Raw genomic sequence first — 22606 nt, 5'->3', positions numbered from 1 at the left:
TCCGGCGCCGAAGTGATGCCGCGAACACCGGCTCGTGCTGGGCGGGACCTCCTGCTACAGTTCAAATGGTAACGATTTCCATTATGATCTAGAGCACTCTCAGATCTGCCGCATTGCCAGGAGTACCCCGCGCGTGAGCACACGAATTGCCCTCGGATTCGCCGGTATCGCCGTGGGGGTGGCCACCGCGCTGACACTCACCGCATGCGGAAGCTCGAAGGATTCGGATAAGCCGAATATCGTCGCGTCCACCAGCGTCTGGGGCAATATCGCCACCACCATCGCGGGCCCGGATGCCGCGGTGACCTCGCTGATCACCGATCCCGCCGCCGATCCGCATTCGCATGAGACCTCGGCCGTGGAGTCGGCCAAGATCAGCGATGCCGACCTGGTCGTATTCAATGGCGGCGGCTACGACCAGTTCATCGAGAAGGCGATCCAGGGCAAGCGCGCCGTCGACGCGTTCGAATCCCGCACCGATAAGAGCGATGAGAACGAACATGTCTTCTTCGACCCGCGCACGGTGAGCACGGTCGCCGATCGGATCGCGAGCGCTCTCGGCGAAATCGACTCCGCGCACGCCGCCGCCTACACCGAGCGCGCCGCCGCGTTCAAGACCCAGCTGAGCGCGATCAGCGCGGTCTCCGGCAAGATCGCCGGCGAGCATCCGAAAACCCCGGTGCTGCAGACCGAACCGCTGGCGCACTACCTGCTGGTCGCCGCCGGAACCGAGGATCTGACCCCGCACGAGTTCCAGGAGGCGATCGAGCAGGAGACCGATCCCGCCCCCGCCGCCGTCGCCGCCACGCGGGATCTGCTGACCGGCAAGAAGGTTCGCGCGCTGATCTACAACATCCAGACCGAGGACAAGATCACCAAGGACCTGCGCTCGCTCGCGCAGTCGAACGGGCTACCCATCGTCGAGGTGACCGAAACCCTGCCTGCCGGTATGGATTACATTCAGTGGCAGACCAAGAACGCCCAGGCGCTGGCCGCGGCGCTGGCCTGACCGCGTTATGAAAGCATCGCGCAGCGATTCGATGAGGGGCGGTGGCCGGGTGATAAGTGGGCGAGCATCGCGCAGCGATTCGATGGGAAGCCGGGTGACCGATGGGTCCATCGAAGTCGCGCCGACCACCGAGCAGCAGCCGTCGGATACCCGCCCCGTCGTCCATCTCGACGCCGCCAGCCTGGCATTCGGCGAACGCACACTCTGGCAGGGACTGGATCTCGAGGTGGCGCCCGGTGAATTCGTCGCGATTCTCGGGCCGAATGGATCCGGCAAAACCTCGCTGCTGAAGGTGCTGCTCGGACAGCTCGCGCTCAGCTCGGGCAGCGCCGTTATCGCGGGCGGACCGGCACGCGCGGGCAATCCCGATATCGGCTATGTGCCGCAACAGAAGACGATCGACGCCGGTGTCCAATTGCGCGGGGTCGACCTGGTCGGGCTCGGTGTCGACGGGCACAACTGGGGCCTCGGACTGCGCCGCCGCGCCGAGCGCAAGCGCAAAGTACGCGCCGCCATCGCCGATGTCGGCGCGGAGAAATTCGCCTATGCGCCATTGGAATCCATGTCCGGTGGCGAACAGCAGCGGCTGCGCGTGGCACAGGCGCTCGTCGGCGATCCCAAGGTGCTGCTCTGCGATGAACCACTACTCAGCCTCGACCTGGCGAATCAACGACTGGTATCCGAGCTGATCGATCGGCGTCGGCGAACCCACAACACCGCGGTGCTTTTCGTGACACACGAGATCAATCCGATTCTGCCGCTGGTGGATCGGGTCCTGTACCTGGTCGACGGAAAGTTCCGCATCGGCACCCCCGACGAGGTGATGACCTCGGCCGTCCTGTCGGAGCTCTATCGAACCGAGGTCGACGTCCTCCGAGTACGCGGCAGACTGGTCGTAGTCGGCACCGGCGACACCATGGACGCCCTCGGCACCGCCGGAGCCCAACACTGCCACGGCGCAACCCTCTCCGATCCCGGACCAGTCGCCGTCGCCCACCCAACTACCGACGCGCGCCCAGTTGCCGACGCACAGCCGGTCCCCAACACGCACCCGGTTGCCGACACGCCGTCGGTTGCCGACGCGCAGCCGGATTCTCATGGGTGGCCGGTCTCCGAAACGACGCCGAAGCCGAGTGGGGTTCGTTCGTGATCGACAAGCTATCGGACGTCATTTCGAAGATGTTCGACTTCTCCACCACCGCGAACCTGCTCTCCTACTCGTTCGTACAGCAGGCGGTGCTCGCGGCCGCGCTGCTCGGCCTGCTGGCCGGGGTGATCGGTCCATTGATCATCAGCAGGCAGATGTCGTTCGCGGTGCACGGCACCAGCGAACTGTCGCTGACCGGCGCGGCGGCCGCATTGCTCGCCGGAATCGGCGTCGGGCTGGGCGCGATCGTCGGCTCGGTGGTGGCGGCGGTGCTGTTCGGTCTGCTCGGAACCAAAGCCAGAGAACGCGATTCGGTGATCGCGGTGGTGCTCTCGTTCGGGCTCGGGCTCTCGGTGTTGTTCCTGTGGCTCGGCCCCGAACGCGCCGGTTCGAAATTCTCGCTGCTCACCGGTCAGGTGGTGAGCGTCGGCTACAGCGGACTCGCCCTGCTGGTGACCTGCACGGTGCTGGTGCTCGCCGTGCTCGCGGTGGTCTACCGGCCGCTGCTGTTCGCGAGCTCGGATCCCGAAGTCGCGGTCGCACGCGGGGTTCCGGTGCGAGCGCTCTCGGTGGTCTTCGCGGTCATGCTCGGCGTCACCGCGGCCTTCGGCGTGCAGATCGTCGGGGCCTTGCTGGTCCTCGCGCTGCTCATCACCCCGGCCGCCGCAGCGGCACAGCTGACCGCGAATCCGGTGCGCGCCACCGTGCTCGCGGTCGTCTTCGCCGAAACCGCCGCAGTGGGCGGCATCCTGCTATCCCTGGCCCCCGGCGTCCCCGTCTCCACCTTCGTCACCACCATCTCCTTCCTGACCTACCTGATCTGCCGAATCCTGGGCCCCCGCCGCCGCCGAGCCGCCCGCACCCACTGACCCCGCTTGCGGACCCGAAGCCGATTCCGCGCACGGAGGCACCGGGGGAAAGGCGAGGGCGATCAGCAGCTGGGCGACGGCGGCGGCGGTCATCATGGGGGTTCTCCTCATCGGGTTGTTCGTCCGGGGGCCGGTGCGGCTCCCCGTGCTCGACGACCAAACGATCGGCTGCGGCGCTGACACCGCTATCAGCGCAGGTCACAAAGGCCCTTACCGCCGCAAGCAAGATTTGAGGGCAGCCGCCGTCAGTCAGAGGCCCCCGGTTTCGTATGCTCGACCCACGCGCCCCATCGAACGAATGGTGACCAATGATCGACTTCACGATTCCCGCCGAACTCGCCGCCGAACGCGACCGGGTCCGCCAGTTCGTCATCGACAAGATCGTCCCCTTCGAGCGCGACCCGCGCGTAACCTCCCACGGCCCCACCGATGAACTGCGCCAGGAACTCGTCGAGCTGGCGCGCGCCGAGAAGCTGCTGACCGTACAGGCTCCGGAAGCCCTCGGCGGGCGCGGTCTCAGCCATATCGAGCAGGCCGTGATCTACGAGGCAGCGGGCTGGTCCACCCTCGGCCCGGTCGCGATGAACTGCGCCGCACCGGATGAGGGCAATATGTTCCTGCTCTCCAAGATCGCCAATTCGGAGCAGGTCGAGCGCCATCTCGCCCCCGCGGTCGCCGGTCACCGGCGCACCGTCTTCGCCATGACCGAACCGGACGGCGCGGGTTCGGATCCGAATCAGCTGGCCACCGAGGCCGTCTTCGACGGCGAGAACTTCACCATCAACGGCCGCAAATGGCTCATCACCGGCGCGGACGGCGCCAAGAGCTGGATCATCATGGCGCGGGTCGCGCCGAACCCACATCTGCCCGAGGGCCCGACGCTGTTCCTGACCGAGGGAGATCAGCCCGGCATCATCATCGAACGCACCATGAACACCATGGACCGCAACTACGTCGGCGGCCACGGCGTCGTGCGCTTCGAGAATCTGGTGCTGCCCAAGTCGGCGCTGCTCGGCGGGACCGGCCAGGCGCTGCGCTACGCCCAGCTCCGGCTCGCCCCGGCCCGGCTCACCCACTGCATGCGCTGGCTCGGCGCGGCCGAACGCGCACAGTCCATCGCGGTCGAATACGCCAGGACCCGCACCGCCTTCGGCAAGCCGATCGGCGACCACGAGGGCGTATCGTTCATGCTCGCCGATAACGAGATCGCGCTGCACCAGTGCCGCCTCACCATCTGGCACGCCTGCTGGCTCATGGACCAGGGCGAGAAGGCCAGGCATGAGAGCTCGATCGCGAAGGCGTTCGTCTCCGAAGAACTGTTCAAGGTGACCGACCGCTGTGTTCAGGTGCTCGGCGGCATCGGCATCAGCGATGAAACGGTGGTCGAAATGATCTTCCGCGATATGCGCGCCTTCCGCCTCTACGACGGCCCGACCGAGGTCCACAAGTACGCGATCGGCCGCCATGTGCTGCGCTGAATTTGCAGCGCCCGCGCGGCCGACAACTCCATTAACATGCGTGGCATGAGTTCGGAACTGCTCGTCGATGTCTCCGCGGGCATCGCCGTCCTCACGCTCAACCGACCCGCTCAGCAAAATGCCGTCACCCCGGCCATGGCCGCCGAACTGAGTGCGGCGCTGCAGCGCTGTGATGCCGAAGATGCGATCCGCGCGGTCGTCATCACCGGTACAGCACCCGCGTTCTGCGCGGGTGCCGATCTGTCCAGCCGGGTCGGCGATGTCAGCGCCACCATCGATCCGCCGCCGTGGCGGGTGCGCAAACCGGTGATCGCGGCGGTGAACGGCCATGCGGTCGGCATCGGACTGGCGCTGGCCCTGCAATGCGACCTGCGCTACATGGCGCGCGACGCGGTATACGGCCTCAATCAGGTGCGCCGCGGCGTACTGGCGGACGGCTACTCGCACTGGACGCTGCCGCGGCTGGTCGGTATGGCCAATGCCGCCGACATCATGCTCACCGGCCGCACCTTCGACGGCGAGGAGGCCAAGGCAATGGGCTTGGCCAATGGCTGTCTGCCCGGCGGCGAGGTGCTGCCGACGGCACTGGCCATCGCCCACGACATCACGAACGGTGCCGCGCCGCTGCCGGTCGCGCTGTCGAAACGGCTGCTATGGGAAGGCTTGGGCATGAGCCCGGGGATGGTCGGACAGTTGGAGACCGACCTGAACAACCACGTCACCAAGAGCGTCGACGGCGGCGAGGCGATGGCGGCCTTCCGAGATCGCCGCCAGCCCAACTGGACCGGCAGCATCAGCCAGGAATGGCCCGCCTGGGACAGCGAGAGCGAACACGAGCGTCCCAGCCTGGATTGATCCCTGGAATATCTAGGCTCGGCCGCCGATCAGGATCAGCAGGAAGATGATCGCCATACAGACCATCAAGATCGTGCCGACGATGCCGAGGACGTAACCGACCAGCACCTGAGCGCGGCCGCCGTAGCCACCGTGGGACTGCTCGATCTGGTCGAGCGCACGCCTTCCGAGCGCCCAGGCCACCGGCCCCAGCGCGCCGCAGCAGAACAGACTCGCCGCGCCGAGCGCCAGCACCGCCGTCGCATGCGGATGCTCGATCGTCTCCTGAGGAGCCTGGTTCGGGATGGCCACGAGTCGAATTCTACGGGGCGCGAGCCGATTTGCCGTCCAACCCGATCCCCCGATTCGCAAACCGCGGCAGCGGCTACGGCCGCGCCAGCGCACGCCCATCCGACACGATCGTCATCAAGGGGCGTGCGCGGTGTGCTCAGATGCGGCGCTGGCGGGCGATTTCGGAGAGGACGACGCCCGCGGCCACGGAGGCGTTCAGGGATTCGACCGGACCGGCCATCGGGATGCTGAGGATGGAGTCACAGGTCTCGCGGACCAGACGGGACAGGCCCTTGCCCTCCGAACCGACCACGATCACGGTGGGGATGCTGCCGTCGAAATCGTCGAGGGTGGTGTCGCCACCCGCGTCGAGGCCGACGATCTGGAAGCCCTGCGACGCCCAATCCTTCAGCGTGCGAGTCAGATTCGTCGCACGGGCGACCGGCAGCCGGGCCGCGGCACCCGCGCTGGTCCGCCAGGCGACCGCGGTGACGCTGGCGCTGCGCCGCTGCGGAATCAGCACACCCTGGCCACCGAAGGCGGCCACCGAGCGGATCACCGCGCCGAGGTTGCGCGGATCGGAGATATTGTCCAGCGCGACCAGCAGGGCGGGTTCGGCCGAATCCTGTACCCGCACAACAAGATCGTCCGGATGGGCATAGCGGTACGGCGGCACCTGCAATGCCACACCCTGATGCAGTCCGTTGGAGCTCAACCGGTCCAGATCGGTGCGCGGCACCTCGAGAATGGAAATGCCCGCATCGGCGGCCATTTTCACGCTCTCGGTCAGCCGGTCGTCGTTCTCGGTGCCGACCGCGACGTACAGCGCGGTCGCCGGTACACCGGCACGCAGACATTCGACAACCGGATTGCGCCCGAGCACCATCTCCGGACCGTCATCGCTCTTGCGCCCGGCCGGACGACCACCACCGGCGCCGCGCGGGCCCGGCCGGCCCTGGGCCGCGGCCTTCGCCTTGGCCGCCGCCCGCTTGGCCGCGGGATGTTTGGTCCTGGCCTCGGCGGGCGGGGTCGCGCCGCGCGGCTCGAGTCCGCGCCTGCGCTGCCCACCGGAGCCGACAACGGCGCCCTTCTTGCTGCCGCCCTTACGGATCGCGCCGCGACGCTGCGAGTTGCCTGCCATCAGTTCGCCTTTCCACGCTGTACCGCACCCGGGGCATGCTGCGCCGCGCCCAGCGACCATTCCGGCCCCTGTGGGGTATCGGTCACTTCGATTCCGGCGGCCTGCAACCGGTCCCGCACCGCATCGGCACTGGCCCAGTCCTTATCTGCACGCGCCTGCTGGCGGCGATCGAGTTCGGCGCGCACCAGCACGTCCAATGCGTCCAGCGCGACCGAATTGTCCTGCGGGGTGTACCACTGCGGGTCGAACGGGCAGACGCCGAGGATATTCAGCATGGCCCTGACCTGTCCGGCCAACTCGACCGCCGTATCGATCGTGCCCGACTCCAGCGCCTTATTGCCCTCGTGCACCACCCGGTGCACCTCGGCCAGCGCCCGCGGAATCGCGAGATCGTCGTCGATCGCCTCGGCGAACGCATCGGTCCACTTGCCGACCGCGATCTCCCCGGCCCGCTCGGCCACCCGGTGTATGAACGCCTCGATCCGCTGGTAGGAGGCCGCGGCGTCGTAGAGCGCCTTGTCCGAATACTCCAGCATGGACCGGTAGTGCGCGCTGCCCAGGTAGAACCGAAGTTCAACGGCCCGAACCTTTTTCAGCACATTCGGCACCGAGAGCACATTGCCCAGGGATTTGGACATTTTCTCCCCGCCCATGGTCACCCAGCCGTTGTGCAACCAATACCGCGCGAATCCATCACCGGCCGCCTTGGACTGAGCGATTTCGTTCTCGTGGTGCGGGAAGACCAGGTCCATTCCACCGCAATGGATATCGAATTCGGCGCCGAGATAGAACTCGGCCATCGCCGAGCATTCCAGATGCCAGCCGGGCCGGCCCGGCCCCCACGGCGACGGCCAAGTCGGCTCACCCGGTTTGGCGGCCTTCCAGAGCGTGAAGTCGCGCGGATCGCGCTTGCCCTCGCCAGCGCTCTCGCCCTGGTGCACGTCATCGAGCTTGTGCCCGGACAGGCTTCCGTATTCCGGATAGCTGACCACGTCGAAGTAGACGTTGCCCGCGGAGGCGTAAGCGTGCCCGCGATCGATCAACCGCTGCATCAGGTCGACCATCTGGGTGATGTGGCCGGTCGCGCGCGGCTCCGCCGACGGCGGCAGCACGCCGAGGGTCTGGTAGGCCCGGTCGAAGGCGCGCTCATAGGTGGCCGCCCACTCCCACCAGGGTCTCCCCGCCTCGGCGGCCTTGGCCAGGATCTTGTCCTCGATATCGGTGACATTGCGGATGAACCACACGTCGTAGTCGTGCGCGAGCAGCCAGCGCCGCAGTACGTCGAACGCGACTCCGCTGCGCACATGGCCGATGTGCGGTTCACCCTGAACGGTGGCGCCACACAGGTACACCGAGGCACGGCCGGGGACCAGGGGCGCGAAGTCGCGCATGGTCCGCGTGTCGGTGTCAAAAAGGCGCAGAGTCACGGAAGTCGATCCTAGCTGGTATATAAGGCCGTTCACGGAGCGGCTCGGGTCGGCGGGAGCTGGCTCAGCGACACGCTTGTAGCAGGGCGGTAGCCACCGCGGCCACACCCTCGCCGCGGCCGGTCAACCCGAGGCCGTCGGTAGTGGTGCCCGACACCGAAATCGGGGCGCCGAGCAGTCCGCCGAGTACCTCTTGGGCCTCGGCGCGACGCGGTCCGATCTTCGGCCGATTGCCGATTACCTGGACCGCGGCATTGACGATTTCGAAGCCGGCCTCGTCAAGGAGCCTACGCACTTCCTTCAGCATGGCCGCACCGGATACACCTGCCCATTCCGGGCGCCCGGTGCCGAAGACCGCGCCGACATCGCCGAGTCCGGCCGCGGAGAGCAGCGCATCGCAGAGCGCGTGCGCGGCGACATCGCCGTCGGAATGTCCGGCGCAGCCGTCGTCGCCGTCGAAGAGCAGGCCCGCCATCCAGCACGGCCTGCCCGCTTCGATGGGATGGACATCGCTGCCGATGCCCACGCGCATGGTCATGCCTCCACCTCGCCAGCGCTCGGCTCCGGCATGACCATGCCTATGGCTGTGTTGAGTGTTCGCTCGCTGCGCTCACTCATGACCGGCCCACCGTCCGTGCGCCGTCGAGCACCGCATTGGCCAGCAGGAGGTCGAGGCGGGTGGTGATCTTGAAAGCCATGGGGTCGCCGGGAATGGTGTGCACCTGGGTGCCGAGCAGTTCGACGAGTCCGGCATCGTCGGTGGCCCGCAGCGTCTCATCGGCGTAGGCCGCGCGCAGCAATTCGGCGGCGAAACCCTGCGGCGTCTGAATGGCGCGCAGGCTCGCTCGATCGGGAGTGCCGGTGACACCGCCGTGCGCGTCGACCGATTTGATGGTGTCGACCACGGGCAATGCGGGCACGACGGCGGTGGCAACGGCGCGCAGTTCGGCGACCACCCGGGCGATCAGCTCGGGTGGGGTCAATGCGCGGGCGGCGTCGTGCACCAGGAAATAGGCGGCATCGGGGGCAGCGGCGATACCCGAACGCACCGAATCGGTGCGCTCGGCGCCGCCGATGACCACACGCACCGACTCCGAGGGCGGCAGCAGGGCAACGGCGCTCTCGACGAGTTCGGCGGGGACGATCACGATGATCCGGTCGACCGCCCCGGAGGCGATCAGGCCGTCGACGGCCAGCCGGACCATAGGTGTGCCGCCGACCGCGACGAACGCTTTGGGTGTCGATTCACCCAGGCGAACGCCACGACCTGCGGCAGGCACCAACGCAACGACGGAACCGTCGCTGTTAGAAACGTTCACGGTCAGGAGGCCGCGGCGAGAACCTCATCGAGGAGCGACTCGGCCTTGCCGTCATCGGTTCCCTCGGCTAGCGCGAGCTCGCCGACGAGGATCTGACGGGCCTTGGCCAGCATCCGCTTCTCACCCGCGGACAGTCCGCGGTCCTGCTCCCGACGCCACAGGTCGCGAACGACCTCGGCCACCTTGTTCACATCGCCGGAGGCGAGCTTCTCCAGGTTGGCCTTGTAGCGGCGAGACCAGTTAGTCGGTTCTTCGGTGTGCGGCGCACGCAGCACTTGGAAGACTCGGTCGAGACCCTCCTGGCCGACGACGTCCCGCACGCCGACATATTCGGCGTTCTCTGCGGGAACGCGAACAGTGAGGTCACCTTGGGCGACCTTCAGGACCAGATACTCTTTTTGCTCACCCTTGATGGTGCGAGTCTCGATTGCTTCGATCAGCGCCGCTCCGTGGTGGGGGTAAACGACGGTGTCTCCGACCTTAAAAATCATGTGTCCCGTGCCCCTTTCGATGTTCACAGTTTAACATGCGACTCGGTAACGGCGCGATCAACTGTGCAGGTCAGGGCCACAACGAGGCGAGCGCTGGGGTTGACAGAACCGGTGCGGTGTGCATTGTGTTGTGCCAGAACGGGTTATCGACCGGCACGCTTACCACACGAGCCGATCGATACGTCCAGCAGCACCATGGCAACTCGGCGCGCCGCCCAAAACCGTTACCCAACGGATGCGATGCCCCGGAGTGTCCCGACCGCGAAGCCACGACCACCCGGAGTGGGTCTCAGGACACCGTGGAGTGGGTCTTACGAGCGACCCGTTCTCGGTCGCGAAGCGCGGCCACCGAGTCAGCCGCGTGCAGACGCGGCCATCGAACTCACCCGAGCCGCCGAAGCGCATGCGCCGCAGCAAGCGCCCCCGCCCCTAGGCGGCGCACCTCCGACACCGAACTACCCGCCCTAGGCGACCACGGAGTGAGTCATACGAGCGACCGTTCGCGGCCCGTCTCGCGTCCGAGCCCGTCGAAGCGCATCACCCGCATGCACACGAGTCTCAGCCATTGGGCGGCGCACCTCCGGCGCCGAACTACCCGCTCGAGGTGACCACCACGGAGCGAGTCTTACGAGCGAGGTTCGCGGCCCGTCTCGCGTCCGAGCCGTCGAAGTACATACACCGCAGGCATGAGCCTCAGCCGCTGGACGGCGCACCTCCGGCGCCGAACTACCCGCTCGAGGTGACCACCACGGAGCGAGTCTTACGAGCGACGTTCGCGGCCCGTCTCGCGTCCGAGTCGTCGAAGCGCATGCGCCGCAGGCGCGAGTCTCGACGGCTCGGACGCGAGACAAAAGGGGGCCGCGAACACGCCGCGCCGCAGGCGCGGCAAATCCAACACAGCCCGGACGTCCGCTCGACGGAGGCTACTACTACGCTGCCTAGTTATTACTCTCCCTAGCGGAGTGAGCCCGGTCGACATGGAGGGACAACCCGTGACTGCCCTGAAAGCTGTGACCGCCTCGACAGGGGCGCGACGTCGCATGGTTTCGGTTGCCGCGCTCGCCGCCGGAGCGGCGCTCGTGCTGTCCGGCTGCGGTGCAGGCCAGATCTCGCAGACCGCGACCCAGGTCGCCGCGGTCAACGGCAACCACGCCGACATCGACCGGATCTCGCTGCGCAATGTGCACATCGTCTTCCCGGCCGCGGGCAGCGAGTACACCAACACCAAGGGCGGCAAGGCGATCATCGCGCTGTCGATCATCAATAACGGCGAGACCGTCACCGACGAGCTGACCAGCATCAACACCGACCTCGGCACGGTGAAGATCACCCCACCCGCGGGTGATCCGGCATTCCGGATCGCGCCACAGCAGACCGTCGTCGCGGCCTCGTCCGCGCCGGGCACCGCGGCCAAGTCCGACGAGCACGGTGCGACACCGTCCACCACCGCGACGCCGTCCACCACCGCCAAGGGCGATCAGCACGGCGCCGGTCCGGCCGGTGATAAGGCCACCGCCGACGCGGAGAAGAAGCCCGGTCTGATCGAGATCACCGGTCTGACCAGGGATATCACCCCCGGCCTGACCTACCCGGTGACCTTCAACTTCAAGCAGAACGGCACCGTGACGGTCCAGGTCCCGGTCGACGCCGGGCCGCTGGCCGAACGGCACGAGGGCCAGGCCGCCGCGACCGAGGGCGAGCACAAGGGCGGACACTGATCCGCTGACCGATCCCCACGTACGGCTGTCGCGCCATCGCGCGGCAGCCGTTTTCGTATCTGTCGAGCCCACTTGTCACTGTCGAGCCCGCTTGTCGGATGCGGTACGTAAGGTGCGCCTGTGGCCAAGACCAAGTCGATCTTCCGATGCTCCGCCTGCCGACACGAGGTCGCCAAGTGGGTGGGCAAATGCCCGGATTGCGGCGCCTGGGGCACCGTCGACGAGGTAGCCGGCGCGGCGGCGACCGCGGCATCGCCGGTCGGGCGGCGGGCGATGTTGCCGAGCACCGCTGCCGCGCCCATTTCGCATATCGATTCGAAGGTCACCAAGGCCAGGCCGACCGGCGTCGAGGAACTGGACCGGGTGCTCGGCGGGGGCATCGTGCCGGGATCGGTCGTGCTGCTCTCCGGTGAGCCGGGGGTCGGCAAGTCGACGCTGCTATTGGAGGTCGCGCACCGGTGGGCCACCCAGCGCGATGAGAAGTCGCTGTATGTCACCGCGGAGGAATCGGCGGGACAGGTCCGGCTGCGGGCCGACCGGACCAATGCGGTGCACGAGAGGGTCTATCTGGCAGCCGAATCGGATCTGTCGGTCGTGCTCGGCCATGTCGAGCAGGTGCGTCCGACGCTGCTCGTCGTCGATTCGGTGCAGACGATGCTGGTCCCCGAGGTGGACGGCACCATCGGCGGCGTCACCCAGGTGCGCGCGGTGGCCGCCGCACTCACCTCACTGGCCAAGGCGAGCGGTATCGCGGTGCTGCTGGTGGGCCATGTCACCAAGGACGGCAATGTCGCCGGCCCGCGCACGCTGGAGCATCTGGTGGATGTGGTGCTGCAGTTCGAGGGCGATAAGAACTCCACGCTGCGCATGGTGCGCGGCATCAAGAACCGCTTCGGCAGTTCCGATGAGGTCGGCTGTTTCGAACTGCACGACGACGGGATCTCCTGCGTCACCGATCCGTCCGGCCTGTTCCTGCACCACCGCACCGATTCGGTGCCGGGCACGGCCGTCACGGTGGCAATGGACGGTAAGCGGCCGCTGGTGGCCGAGGTGCAGGGGCTCACCGTGCACACCGAGATCCCGAACCCACGGCGGGCGGTGAGCGGGCTCGACTACAACCGTGTCGCGATGGTGCTGGCCGTATTGCAGAGCCGCGGCCGGGTATTCCTCGGCAAACACGATGTGTATGCCGCGACGGTGGGTGGTATGCGGCTGCTCGAGCCCGCCGCGGATCTGGCGGTCGCCCTTGCCATCGCCAGTGCCGAACGGGATCAGGCACTGCCCGTCGGCTGGGTCATCCTCGGCGAGGTCGGCTTGGCGGGCGAGGTGCGGCGGGTCACCGGACTGGAGCGCAGACTGGCCGAGGCCGAACGGCTCGGCTTCACCACCGCCCTGGTACCGCCGGGCCTGGCCCGGACGAAGAACGGCATGAAGGTGCACGAGGTAACCGACGTCAAATCCGCCATCCGCCTCGCCGGTCTCCGCAAGTCACGCACCCCACCCGCCGAAACCGCCCCCGACTTCTGAGCCGATAACGGCTGTCGCACAAACCAATTGATCACGCACAACCAGTGGCTATCACGCACAACCCATACGCTGTGCGCGATAACCGCTGGATATGCGACAGCGCGCTGGGGTGGGGGTTAGGCGATGTTGAAGGGTTCGGCGGCGCTGCGTAGGGAGCCGAGTTGGGCGATTACGGTGTAGGCGCCGGGGGGGACTTGGACGCGGTCGCCGGCGCAGTTGGGTTGGGAGGTGGAGCCGGACCAGGTGACCATGAAGGCGGCCTGTTCGCCGCGGTTCAGGGTGCGGACATCGGGGGCGCCGTCGGGGTAGCAGTCGGTGCTCGACCAGAGGCGGCGCTGGCCGTCGAGAGTGGTCACCGAGACCTGTTGCAGGCCCGAGCCGACATCGCGGGAGCAGGACGAGGACGAGATATTGGTGATGACGATGCCGAAGACCGGGGTCTCCCCGGTCTTGTAGGTCGGCTGTTCGACGGTCACCTTCACCGCGAGCGACTGATCCGGGCAGGCGCCCGCGGCGACCGGACTGCTGGCCGGGGCGGCGGTGGTACTGCCGGAGGGCTTCGCGCTGGACTCGCCCGTGGTCGGCGGCGGCGTCGAGGACGCGCCCGCTGGCTTATTCGTCGCCGCGGACGTGCTCGTCGCGGCCGCCTTTGTCGTGCCGGGCGAATCGCCGCCGCGCGTGACCGCCAGGACCAACCAGATGACCAGTGCGAGCGCCACGACCAGGATGCCGATGGCGAACGCACGGCGTCGCCAATAGATCTCCGGAGGCAGCGGTCCATTCGGTTCCAGCACGGAGTCAACGGTAAGGGCACGATCCGGTGCAGCGACTCAGGACCCCGGCGTGTCGGATCGGAAAACCCGAGCGCGGCAGGTAAATTCCGCTCGCACGCTGGACCGCCTCGATCGGCCGCGTCAGGCCATCTCGCCGATATTGCCGATGACCCGCTGCAACTTCACCTGCCCCTCGGCCAGTTTGTATGTGACACAGGCGATTGCGCACTCACCCGTGGCCACCCGCTGCGAAATGATCATCGACCGCTGCATGAGCAGGCGGCTGGTCTCCACCACATGCCTGGCCTCCATCTCGTCGACGGTGGACAGCCCCTCCCGGCGCCCGACCAGAATCGACGGCGTGACCCGCTCGACCACGCTGCGGATGAATCCGCCGGGCACCTCGCCGCCGTCCAGCGCGTCGATGGTGGCCTTCACGGCGCCGCAGCTGTCGTGTCCGAGCACCACGATGAGCGGCACATTCAGCACCTGCACCCCGTACTCGATCGATCCGAGCACCGAGCTGTCCACCACGTGGCCCGCGGTGCGCACGACGAACATATCGCCGAGGCCCTGGTCGAAGATCAGTTCGGCGGCGACGCGGGAGTCACCGCAGCCGAACAGAATGGCGTGTGGGTGCTGGCCGCTGACGAGCTTGGCCCGGTCGGCCGCGCCCTGACTAGGATGCAGCAGGTTGCCGTTCACGAAGCGCTCATTACCCTCGCGAAGGGATTTCCAGGCACTGATCGGGTTGGAATCCGGCATACCGACCATTGTGCACATGACAGTGGTTACCAGCGAGTTCGGTGCGTTACGGATCGGCAAATATCGACTGGCCGCAGGACAATAGGAACGGTGAGGGCAGTGCTGGAGGGCGGCGCAGCGCACAGGCGTGCAGGCAGGAAGTCCAAGATCACGGCGGTGGCCAACCGGGTGGATGCCGACTCGTTGCTGGATTGGTATCGGGCGACCGCGCGGGATCTGCCATGGCGGCGTGCGGACGTCACCGCCTGGCAGATTCTGATGAGCGAGATCATGCTGCAGCAGACGCCGGTGGTACGGGTCGAGCCGATCTGGCGGGAGTGGGTGGCGCGCTGGCCGGTCCCCTCCGCGATGGCGGCCTCGTCACAGGCCGAGGTGCTGCGCGCCTGGGGCAAGCTCGGCTATCCGCGCCGCGCGCTGCGGCTGCACGAATGTGCCAAGGTGCTCGCAGAGGTGCACGGCGACGAGGTGCCGACCGATGTCGAGGTGCTGCTCGGTCTGCCCGGCATCGGCGCGTATACCGCGCGGGCGGTGGCCTGCTTTGCCTATGGGCAGCGAGTTCCGTTGGTGGACACCAATGTTCGACGGGTGGTTGCGCGCGCGGTGCACGGGCGGGCCGAGGCCGGTAATCCGTCCGCGCGCGATCTGCCCGAAACCGAGGCATTGCTGCCGCACCGAATCGACCATGCCGCAATGTTTTCCGCCGCGCTGATGGAACTGGGCGCCACGGTGTGCACGGCCCGCACGCCCGACTGCGCGCGTTGTCCGCTGCCGCAGTGCGCGTGGGTCGCCGCGGGCAGGCCGGTATCCGAGGTGGTTCGCAAGACGCAGAAATACGAGGGCACCGATCGCCAGGCGCGCGGACGCCTGCTCGACGTACTACGCGACGCCACCGGGCCGGTCGAGCGAATTCGCCTGGACCTGGCCTGGACTCGCGATCCGGGCCAACGCGACCGCGCCCTGGACTCACTGCTGGTAGACGGCCTGATCGAGCAAACCGCCGATGGTCTGTTCGCTCTCGCGGGCGAGGGCGACCCCACCCGCGCCTGACCTCATCGGCACCAACGCTCCTGCGACCACCGCCAAACTATTGCCGAAGTCGCTGCCTACCGAATCGTCCGGGGCTGCCGGATCCGCCTCTCGGGCGGGGGCGACCTGGACTCATCGGACAGCCAGCCCTCCTACAACCACGGCGACACAATCGCCGAAGTCGCTGCCTACCGGATCGGCCCGGACCCCGTCCGGCGCCGCCGGATCCGCCTCGCGGGCGAGAGCGACCCCCCGCACCTGAACTCAACGACAACCAGCCCTCCTGCAACCACGGCGACACAATCGCCGAAGTCGCTGCCTACCGGATCGGCCCGAACCCCCTCCCGCTTCGCCGGATCCGCACGTCCAGGGTTGGGCTGGCGTGACTAGGAGGCGAGGACTTTGCGGAGGAACTGCTCGACTTCGGCGCGGTAGCGCTCGGGTTGGTCGTCGTGGACCAGATGGCCGGAGTTCGGGACGCGAACGTAGACGGCGTCGGGATGGACGGCGGCCATCTCTCCCATCTGGCCCTCGGGGGTGATGGTGAATTCGCCTTCGATCAGCAGGACCGGGGCTTTGACCGCGCGCCACTGGGCCCAGAAGTCGCGTGTGCCCCACTCTTCGGAGATATCGCGGAAGGTCGAGACCGAGCCGTGCAGGCGGTAGCCGTCCGGACCGCGTTCGAAGGATTTGAGAAAGTACCGTCCCGCGACCGGGCCGAAGTAGTCCAGGACCGCGCGCTCGTCCGGGAACGGCTGCGGCCAGGCTTCGATCATGGCCGCCCAGTTCTCGGCGGTGCGGCCGCGGAAATCGGGGGCGATGTCCTCGACGACGAGTGCGCGCACCCGTTCCGGATACTGCGCCGCGAACACCCAGCCGTGCAGCCCGCCCATCGAATGCCCGATCACCACCATGGGTTCGCAGATCTCGGCGGTCGCCGCGGCGAGGTCGTCGATGAAGGCCTCGGTGCTCAGCTCGGCGGGCGCGGGACGGCCGTGCCCCGCGGCGTCGAAGGTGTAGACATGGCCGTGGGTCCGCAGCCAGTCCAGCTGATCGCGCCAGGTGCGGGCGCTGCCCATCAGTCCGTGCAGCAGCAGGATCGGCACCCCCGCCCCGCCTTCGTCGTACAACACGGTGTCATTTTGCAGCGCCTGCGGTGCCGCGTGTTCGCGGGCTCTGGTTTCGGCCGCGCGGACGCGACCTGTACGCGGCCCCAGCGTCTTGCGTTTGAGCCGTCGAGCCTCGCGACTTCGTCGCACGCGCTTCGATGACTCGGACGCAAGGCGGGCCGCGAACGGGATCGCTGGTAAGACTCGCTCCGTGGGAGGCACCTGAAGGCGGGCAGTTCGACGCTGCATGTATGCCTGCCCAGCAGCCGAGCCCAGTGTCTGCGCCGCACGCGCTTCGATGGCTCGGCTGAGTTCGATGGCCGCTCCTTCGGGGACGCGAGGCGGCGCGAACGGGGTCACTCGCTTCCGAGTGGCAGAGTCGCGCAGTCGACTCGCCAGCGCATGCGCTGCGGGGTGGCCGAATGGGGCAGACGTATCGTCGGAGCCATGGCTGTTGTGAAGATCAATGCGATCGAGGTTCCGGAGGGCGCCGGCCCCGAGTTGGAGAAGCGGTTCGCCCATCGCGCGCACGCGGTCGAGGGCTCGCCCGGATTCCTCGGTTTCCAGTTGCTGCGGCCGGTGGCCGGGGAGAACCGGTACTTCGTTGTCACCCAGTGGGATTCGGAGGAGTCGTTCGCGGCATGGCGCGATGGACCCGCGCGGGAGGCGCATGCGGGCGAGCGGCAGAAGCCGGTTTCGACGGGCGCATCGCTGCTCGAGTTCGAGGTCGTCCTGGACGTCGCGGCTAAACCCGCATCCTGAAATCCGCTGGCCAACACCGGCACGCGACTCGCCCCACCGCGTGGTGGGCAAGTCGTGGTTGTGTTGACGGCGGATGCGGCCAGATGCGACAGTTTGAATGACAAACGCGAGGGTGACGCGGTAATTCGGTGAGATTCCGAAGCGGTCGCGCCACTGTGTTCTTGCACCGAGTCCTTGGTGCCGGAAAGCCAGACACCGGCACCTTCGCATCGACCAACTCACGGGACGCGCATCCCTAGGAGGACTCGAATGGCTATCGCGCATTCACCGAGTCGGGCAACCGATTCACTCGGCACGCTGCTCATCGCAGTGGGCGTCGTTCTACTCGCACTGCTCACCCTGTACTTGGTCGGCTTCGACCAGGGGGTCATCTCGCGCAGCGGGATGTACTTGCACGAGCTGATGCACGATGGACGTCACCTGCTCGGTGTGCCGTGCCATTGATCGGATCGCTCAAGACCCTGCTGCTCCGTGGCCTGCTGGCCGGTCTCATCGCCGGTCTGCTGGCCGCGACAGTGGGCTATTTCGTCGGCGAGCCCAAAATCGAGGCGGCCATTGCCATCGAAGAGGCCAATACCGCCAAGGAGAAGGCCGCCGACCACGCTCAGGAACCGGCGGGGCATACCCACGGTGACGAGGAAGAGCCGCTGGTCAGCCGGTCCGGACAGAAGGCGGGCCAATTCTTGGCGCTCGGACTTGCCGGGCTCGCACTCGGGGCCATATTCGGTTCGGTCGCGTATTTCGCGCGCAGGTACTCCACGCTGTCGGGGCCGAAGCTCGCGCTCGGGCTGGCACTCGCCGGTTGGGCCGCTATCGTGGCGGTGCCGTTCTTCAAATACCCGGCCAATCCACCCGCTGTCGGTGATCCGGACACCATCAACCAGCGGACCCTGCTGTGGTCGGCGGCGGTGCTGCTCGGGTTGGCCGCGGTCGGCATCGGGGTGTACGTCTACAAACTGCTTGCCACGCAACTCGATACGGTCCGGCTGATCGCGGGGGTCGGGGCCTTCGCCTTGGTCGTCGTGCTCGGCTACATTCTGCTGCCCGGCATCAATGAGGTGACCGAAGATTTCCCGGCCGCGCTGCTGTGGCAGTTCCGTGCGGCCTCGCTCGGCGAAACGGCCACGCTGTGGGCCTGCCTCGGCCTCGGTTTCGCGGCACTCACCGAATTCGCCACGCGCGGTAGCACTCCGGTACGAGAGCCGATCACTACCGCAGGCTGATCCGGAATTCGCATTGCGATGGGCAGTGTCGGTGTCATGACCGGCACTGCCTTTTCCGTACGGCCACGCACCGCCGCACCGCGCTCGGTTTCCGTGGCATTCACCGGGCTCGTCACCGCATTGTTGTGCGGTGTCGGCGAGGCCATTACCTACACCGCCGTGCAATTGGACCGACCGGACGCCGATATCGGTTCTCTCACAGCAGGTCTGGCCGTTCGCGGTGCCATTTATCTGGTGGTGCTCGGGGTTGCCGTCCACATGGCGCACGGCGCACGCTGGGCCAGGATCGTGCTCACCTTCGGCATCGGTGTGATCGGCACGGCCTCGCTGATCATCGAGCCGCTGGCGGCCACCTTATCCGCCAGGGAAATCGGCGACCTTTTCGATAACCTCACCGCCGCCGCGGTGATCACCGGAATCTTCCGCACCGGGCACATCCTGGCCGTCCTGGTGGCCATCCCCGCGATGTACCGGCCGAGTGCCCGCCGCTACTTCCACTCCTGAACCGCGGCCGGGGTCAGTGCCAGCCGGGGCGGACCAGGCCGGATTCGTAGGCCATGACCACCAATTGGGTGCGGTCTCGGGCGTCCAGCTTCATCAGAATGCGACTGACATGGGTGCGGGCGGTGGCGGGACTCATGAACAGTCGTTCGCCGATTTCGGCATTGGTAAGCCCCTCGGCGACCAGGACCATGACCTCACGTTCGCGTTCGGTGAGTTCGGTGAAGGCGGCCGGCGGGGGTTGTTTGGCATGGGCGGAGAATTCGGCGATGAGGCGGCGGGTCACGCCCGGTGAGAGCAGGGCGTCACCGGCGGCCACCACCCGGACAGCGCGGACCAGGTCGGCGGGTTCGGTGTGCTTGACCAGGAAACCGGTCGCCCCGGCGCGCATTGCCTCGAAGACGTACTCGTCGAGTTCGAAGGTGGTCAGTACGACGACCTTCACCCCGGCGAGCTTCGGATCCTCGGCGATCATGCGGGTGGCGGCGAGGCCGTCCAGAACCGGCATGCGGATATCCATCAGGACCACATCGGGGGTCAGGCTGCGGGTCATCCGGACGGCCTGTTCGCCGTTATCGGCCTCGCCGACCACCTCGATGCCGTCCTGCGCCTCGAGCAGCGCGACGAATCCGCCGCGCACCAGGGCCTGATCGTCGGCGACCAATACCCGGAGCGCATCCGTCTTGTTCACTGCGCCTCCTCCCGAGCCCCCACCTGCGACGGCAGCCGGGCCACCACCCGGAACCCGCCGCTCGGCCGCGGTCCCGCGATGAGCTGGCCGCCGAGGGCGTGTGCGCGCTCGCGCATGCCGAGAATCCCATTGCCCCCGCCTGTTCCGGACTTCGATTGTGGCGCGGTGGCGCGGGCATTGTCGATGGTGATCTCGACCGAATCGGCGGCGTAGCGCACGGTCACCGCGGCCGGGGCGCCCGGCGCGTGCCGGACCACATTGGTCAGCGATTCCTGGATGATGCGCGCCGCTGCCACATCGACGACACTCGGCAGTTTGTGGGCGGTGCCGATAATGCGGGTGTCGACGGTGAGACCGGCGGCGCGGGCGCGCTGCAGCAGCGCGTCCAGATCCTCGATGCTGGGCGCGGGGCTGCGCGGGGCGGGCGGCCTGACTTCGGCGACACCGTTATCGCGATCAACCGAATTGTCCTGGGCCCGTTCGGAATCGCGGTGTCCAGGCGCGGATTCGGGCACGCGTTCGGCACCGGATTCGCGCACGTCCTGCGCATCCGGCGTCGAAGTGCCATTGCGGATCGAGTGCAAGAGGGTATGCACCTCGGCCAGTGCGTCCTTACTCGCCGTCTTGATCGCCGCCAGCGCCGATCGGGCCTGCTGCGGCTTCTTGTCGAACAGCTCGAGCGCCACCGAGGACTGCACATTGATCAGCGAAAGGCTGTGTGCCAGTACATCGTGCAGCTCACGCGCGATGGCAAGGCGCTCCTCACTGGCCCGCCGTTCGCGCTGCGCCTCCGCATCGCGGCGCGCCGCCTCAGCGCGCTGCCTGCGCGCCACCAGCACCGCCTGACGCTGACGAATCCCCTCCGCGATCGCGACGAGCACACCGAGCCAGGCGATCATCCCGAATGCCAGCCACGGATTCGCGGGATGTCCGACGATCGCGGGCAGCGGCCAGACCAGCGCGAGATAGCCGATCGGGACGAGCGGATATGTCCACCAGCGTGATCCGACGATCGCGGCGGAGATGAACGCGATCACCAGCGAAACGAAGATCGGGCCGTAGCCGTAGCCGCGCAAGAGGTACACCGCGCAGGACGCGATCGTCACGAGCAGCACCGGCAGCGGATACGACCGCCGCAGCAGCAATGCGACCGGCCCGACGAGCAACAGCACGTAGCCGAGTGCGTCGATCGTGTGCACTCCGGTCTGACGCAGGTTGGCATTGCGGCCCCCACCGAGCTGGATCACCGCGACGACGAGCGCGAGGACCCAGTCCTGCACGACCGGACCGCGTTTCGATTCCCCTGGCGCTGTCACACTTGCAGCCTATTAGCCCGACGCCGCCGAGACGTCCGCCGCGCTACGTATGCTCCCCCGCCGCCCCGAATATTTTGCCGGCCGTCGATGCCCCCACCGTCGCGTCGCACGCCGACGATCGAGGTGACAGCCGGTTTGTGGGCGTTCGGCGACGAGCTACCCAGGTGCGCACGAATCAGTCGTCGCGTCCGCTGTCACGGTGATCCGTAGGCCGCGGTACGTATGTCGAACGTCGCCGCGCGACGGATGCGTCGGCCCTGGTCGGAGGCGGATTCTCGGTGCATGACAGATTCCATCGTGGTCACCGCGGGGTTGACCAAACGCTACGGCACCCACACCGCCGTCGACGGCGTGCATATGACTGTCGCACCCGGCGAGATCTACGGCTTCCTCGGTCCGAATGGAGCCGGTAAAACGACCACGCTGCGCATGTTGGTCGGCTTGATCCGCCCCAGCGCCGGTACCGCCAGCGTGCTCGGACACACGCCCGGCGATCCGGCGGTGGTCCGTCGGATCGGCGTCCTCATCGAGGGTCCCGGCTTCTATCCCTACCTCACCGGCCGCGATAACCTGCGGGTGCTCGCGAACTACCGCGGCCTCGACGGTGCCGACGTGGCGGAGTCACTGGAGCGCGTCGGTCTCGCCACCCGTGCCGACGATAAATTCCGCACCTACTCCCTCGGTATGAAGCAGCGTCTCGGCGTCGGCGCGGCCCTGCTCGGCGGGCCCGATCTGCTGATCCTGGATGAGCCGACCAATGGCCTCGACCCGCAGGGCATGGCCGAAATGCGCGAACTCATCACCACTCTCGCCGGCGACGGGCATACGGTGCTGCTGTCCAGCCATATGTTGAGCGAGGTACAGGAGATCTGCGATCGCGTCGGGGTGATCTCCGGCGGCAAGCTGCTCACCGAGTCGACCGTCGCCGAATTACGCGGCGCCTCTTCCCTTTTGCTGCGAGCCGAACCACTGGAGGTGGCATTCCCCGCGGTGCGCCGGGTGGTCGGTGAACGCTCGGCGTTGTTGACCGCGGGTGGTATTCGGATCGAGGCCGGTGCGGCCGCCGCCCCGGCGGTCGCTCGCGCGGTCGTCGAATCGGGTGCGGATCTGCTGGAGCTGCGGACCGATGAAAAGTCCCTGGAGGAAGTGTTCTTCGAAATGACCCAATGGGAGCCGGTGAAATGAACGG

The 22606-nt window shown here is 67.4% G+C and carries 24 protein-coding genes; 13 read left to right on the top strand and 11 right to left on the bottom strand.

The window, feature by feature from the left end:
* The first annotated feature begins 133 nt into the window (after positions 1 to 133).
* The 5 genes from ACQP2D_RS02865 to ACQP2D_RS02845 all read left to right on the top strand — a co-directional run bounded on the left by ACQP2D_RS02865 (position 134) and on the right by ACQP2D_RS02845 (position 5358).
* Positions 134 to 1009, top strand: a complete 876-nt coding sequence (locus ACQP2D_RS02865; RefSeq protein WP_433682167.1) for a metal ABC transporter solute-binding protein, Zn/Mn family — start codon at positions 134 to 136, stop codon at positions 1007 to 1009.
* 94 nt (positions 1010 to 1103) lie between these two features.
* A complete protein-coding gene (locus ACQP2D_RS02860; RefSeq protein ID WP_433682166.1) occupies positions 1104 to 2159 on the top strand; it encodes a metal ABC transporter ATP-binding protein in 1056 nt (351 codons plus the stop codon).
* A 29-nt stretch (positions 2160 to 2188) separates the two neighbouring features.
* Entirely contained in the window at positions 2189 to 3025 is an 837-nt protein-coding gene (locus ACQP2D_RS02855) for a metal ABC transporter permease (RefSeq protein WP_433685508.1), read from the top strand.
* A gap of 308 nt (positions 3026 to 3333) precedes the next feature.
* Positions 3334 to 4503 (top strand): acyl-CoA dehydrogenase family protein, encoded by a 1170-nt coding sequence (locus tag ACQP2D_RS02850; protein WP_433682165.1) that lies wholly within the window; start codon positions 3334 to 3336, stop codon positions 4501 to 4503.
* Between the two features lie 45 nt (positions 4504 to 4548).
* Entirely contained in the window at positions 4549 to 5358 is an 810-nt protein-coding gene (locus ACQP2D_RS02845; protein WP_433682164.1) for an enoyl-CoA hydratase/isomerase family protein, read from the top strand.
* A gap of 12 nt (positions 5359 to 5370) precedes the next feature.
* On the opposite strand, the gene ACQP2D_RS02840 is transcribed toward ACQP2D_RS02845, so the two are convergent.
* From ACQP2D_RS02840 to carD, 6 genes are all read right to left on the bottom strand, one after another.
* The gene (locus tag ACQP2D_RS02840; RefSeq protein ID WP_433682163.1) at positions 5371 to 5649 is read right to left on the bottom strand and encodes a DUF4190 domain-containing protein; all 279 of its coding nucleotides are present in this window, start codon (positions 5647 to 5649) and stop codon (positions 5371 to 5373) included.
* 136 nt (positions 5650 to 5785) lie between these two features.
* Entirely contained in the window at positions 5786 to 6769 is a 984-nt protein-coding gene (gene rlmB / locus ACQP2D_RS02835; RefSeq protein WP_433682162.1) for a 23S rRNA (guanosine(2251)-2'-O)-methyltransferase RlmB, read from the bottom strand.
* Complete coding sequence (cysS, locus tag ACQP2D_RS02830) at positions 6769 to 8196, bottom strand: cysteine--tRNA ligase (protein ID WP_433682161.1); 1428 nt, start codon at positions 8194 to 8196, stop codon at positions 6769 to 6771. The genes rlmB and cysS overlap by 1 nt, the downstream gene beginning before the upstream one ends.
* Before the next feature lie 64 nt (positions 8197 to 8260).
* Positions 8261 to 8728, bottom strand: coding sequence for a 2-C-methyl-D-erythritol 2,4-cyclodiphosphate synthase (gene ispF, locus ACQP2D_RS02825; RefSeq protein WP_354959966.1), 468 nt, complete (start codon positions 8726 to 8728; stop codon positions 8261 to 8263).
* An 82-nt stretch (positions 8729 to 8810) separates the two neighbouring features.
* Positions 8811 to 9515, bottom strand: a complete 705-nt coding sequence (ispD, locus tag ACQP2D_RS02820; protein ID WP_433682160.1) for a 2-C-methyl-D-erythritol 4-phosphate cytidylyltransferase — start codon at positions 9513 to 9515, stop codon at positions 8811 to 8813.
* Positions 9516 to 9517: 2 nt separating this feature from the next.
* Positions 9518 to 10006 (bottom strand): RNA polymerase-binding transcription factor CarD, encoded by a 489-nt coding sequence (carD, locus tag ACQP2D_RS02815; RefSeq protein ID WP_354959943.1) that lies wholly within the window; start codon positions 10004 to 10006, stop codon positions 9518 to 9520.
* Positions 10007 to 10998: 992 nt separating this feature from the next.
* On the opposite strand from carD, the gene ACQP2D_RS02810 reads away from it, so the two are divergent.
* The gene (locus tag ACQP2D_RS02810) at positions 10999 to 11724 is read left to right on the top strand and encodes a hypothetical protein (RefSeq protein WP_433682159.1); all 726 of its coding nucleotides are present in this window, start codon (positions 10999 to 11001) and stop codon (positions 11722 to 11724) included.
* 120 nt (positions 11725 to 11844) lie between these two features.
* Positions 11845 to 13251: a DNA repair protein RadA gene (radA, locus tag ACQP2D_RS02805; RefSeq protein WP_433682158.1), complete on the top strand. Its 1407-nt coding sequence runs from the start codon at positions 11845 to 11847 to the stop codon at positions 13249 to 13251.
* Positions 13252 to 13367: 116 nt separating this feature from the next.
* Here the strand turns inward: radA and ACQP2D_RS02800 are convergent, their stop codons facing one another.
* Together ACQP2D_RS02800 and ACQP2D_RS02795 are read right to left on the bottom strand one after the other, a co-directional pair.
* Complete coding sequence (locus tag ACQP2D_RS02800; protein WP_433682157.1) at positions 13368 to 14045, bottom strand: hypothetical protein; 678 nt, start codon at positions 14043 to 14045, stop codon at positions 13368 to 13370.
* A gap of 120 nt (positions 14046 to 14165) precedes the next feature.
* A complete protein-coding gene (locus tag ACQP2D_RS02795) occupies positions 14166 to 14789 on the bottom strand; it encodes a carbonic anhydrase (protein WP_433682156.1) in 624 nt (207 codons plus the stop codon).
* Positions 14790 to 14945: 156 nt separating this feature from the next.
* Between ACQP2D_RS02795 and ACQP2D_RS02790 the strand changes: the two genes are divergently transcribed.
* Positions 14946 to 15836, top strand: a complete 891-nt coding sequence (locus tag ACQP2D_RS02790) for an A/G-specific adenine glycosylase (RefSeq protein ID WP_433685507.1) — start codon at positions 14946 to 14948, stop codon at positions 15834 to 15836.
* Positions 15837 to 16201: 365 nt separating this feature from the next.
* Here ACQP2D_RS02790 and ACQP2D_RS02785 read toward each other — a convergent pair whose 3' ends face one another.
* Positions 16202 to 16948, bottom strand: a complete 747-nt coding sequence (locus tag ACQP2D_RS02785; protein WP_433682155.1) for an alpha/beta fold hydrolase — start codon at positions 16946 to 16948, stop codon at positions 16202 to 16204.
* Between the two features lie 423 nt (positions 16949 to 17371).
* On the opposite strand from ACQP2D_RS02785, the gene mhuD reads away from it, so the two are divergent.
* From mhuD to ACQP2D_RS02765, 4 genes are all read left to right on the top strand, one after another.
* On the top strand, positions 17372 to 17686 hold the full coding sequence (gene mhuD / locus ACQP2D_RS02780) for a mycobilin-forming heme oxygenase MhuD (protein WP_397293899.1): 315 nt from the start codon (positions 17372 to 17374) through the stop codon (positions 17684 to 17686).
* Positions 17687 to 17935: 249 nt separating this feature from the next.
* On the top strand, positions 17936 to 18130 hold the full coding sequence (locus ACQP2D_RS02775) for a CbtB domain-containing protein (protein ID WP_040686176.1): 195 nt from the start codon (positions 17936 to 17938) through the stop codon (positions 18128 to 18130).
* On the top strand, positions 18121 to 18909 hold the full coding sequence (locus ACQP2D_RS02770) for a CbtA family protein (protein WP_433682154.1): 789 nt from the start codon (positions 18121 to 18123) through the stop codon (positions 18907 to 18909). Before ACQP2D_RS02775 ends, ACQP2D_RS02770 begins: the two co-directional genes overlap by 10 nt.
* 36 nt (positions 18910 to 18945) lie before the next feature.
* Positions 18946 to 19413 carry a hypothetical protein gene (locus ACQP2D_RS02765; RefSeq protein WP_433682153.1) on the top strand — a complete coding sequence of 156 codons (468 nt, stop codon included), beginning with the start codon at positions 18946 to 18948 and terminating at the stop codon, positions 19411 to 19413.
* 13 nt (positions 19414 to 19426) lie between these two features.
* Here ACQP2D_RS02765 and ACQP2D_RS02760 read toward each other — a convergent pair whose 3' ends face one another.
* Together ACQP2D_RS02760 and ACQP2D_RS02755 are read right to left on the bottom strand one after the other, a co-directional pair.
* The gene (locus ACQP2D_RS02760) at positions 19427 to 20101 is read right to left on the bottom strand and encodes a response regulator transcription factor (RefSeq protein ID WP_433682152.1); all 675 of its coding nucleotides are present in this window, start codon (positions 20099 to 20101) and stop codon (positions 19427 to 19429) included.
* Complete coding sequence (locus tag ACQP2D_RS02755; RefSeq protein WP_433682151.1) at positions 20098 to 21417, bottom strand: sensor histidine kinase; 1320 nt, start codon at positions 21415 to 21417, stop codon at positions 20098 to 20100. The genes ACQP2D_RS02760 and ACQP2D_RS02755 overlap by 4 nt, the downstream gene beginning before the upstream one ends.
* Positions 21418 to 21699: 282 nt before the next feature.
* Between ACQP2D_RS02755 and ACQP2D_RS02750 the strand changes: the two genes are divergently transcribed.
* Positions 21700 to 22602: an ABC transporter ATP-binding protein gene (locus ACQP2D_RS02750; RefSeq protein WP_433682150.1), complete on the top strand. Its 903-nt coding sequence runs from the start codon at positions 21700 to 21702 to the stop codon at positions 22600 to 22602.
* Positions 22603 to 22606 lie beyond the last annotated feature (4 nt).

The sequence above is a fragment of the Nocardia sp. CA-119907 genome (genome assembly GCF_050955995.1).
Taxonomy (GTDB): Bacteria; Actinomycetota; Actinomycetes; order Mycobacteriales; family Mycobacteriaceae; genus Nocardia.
The sequence above is the reverse complement of the archived record's forward strand: the minus strand, read 5'-3'. Positions and strand labels throughout refer to the sequence as shown.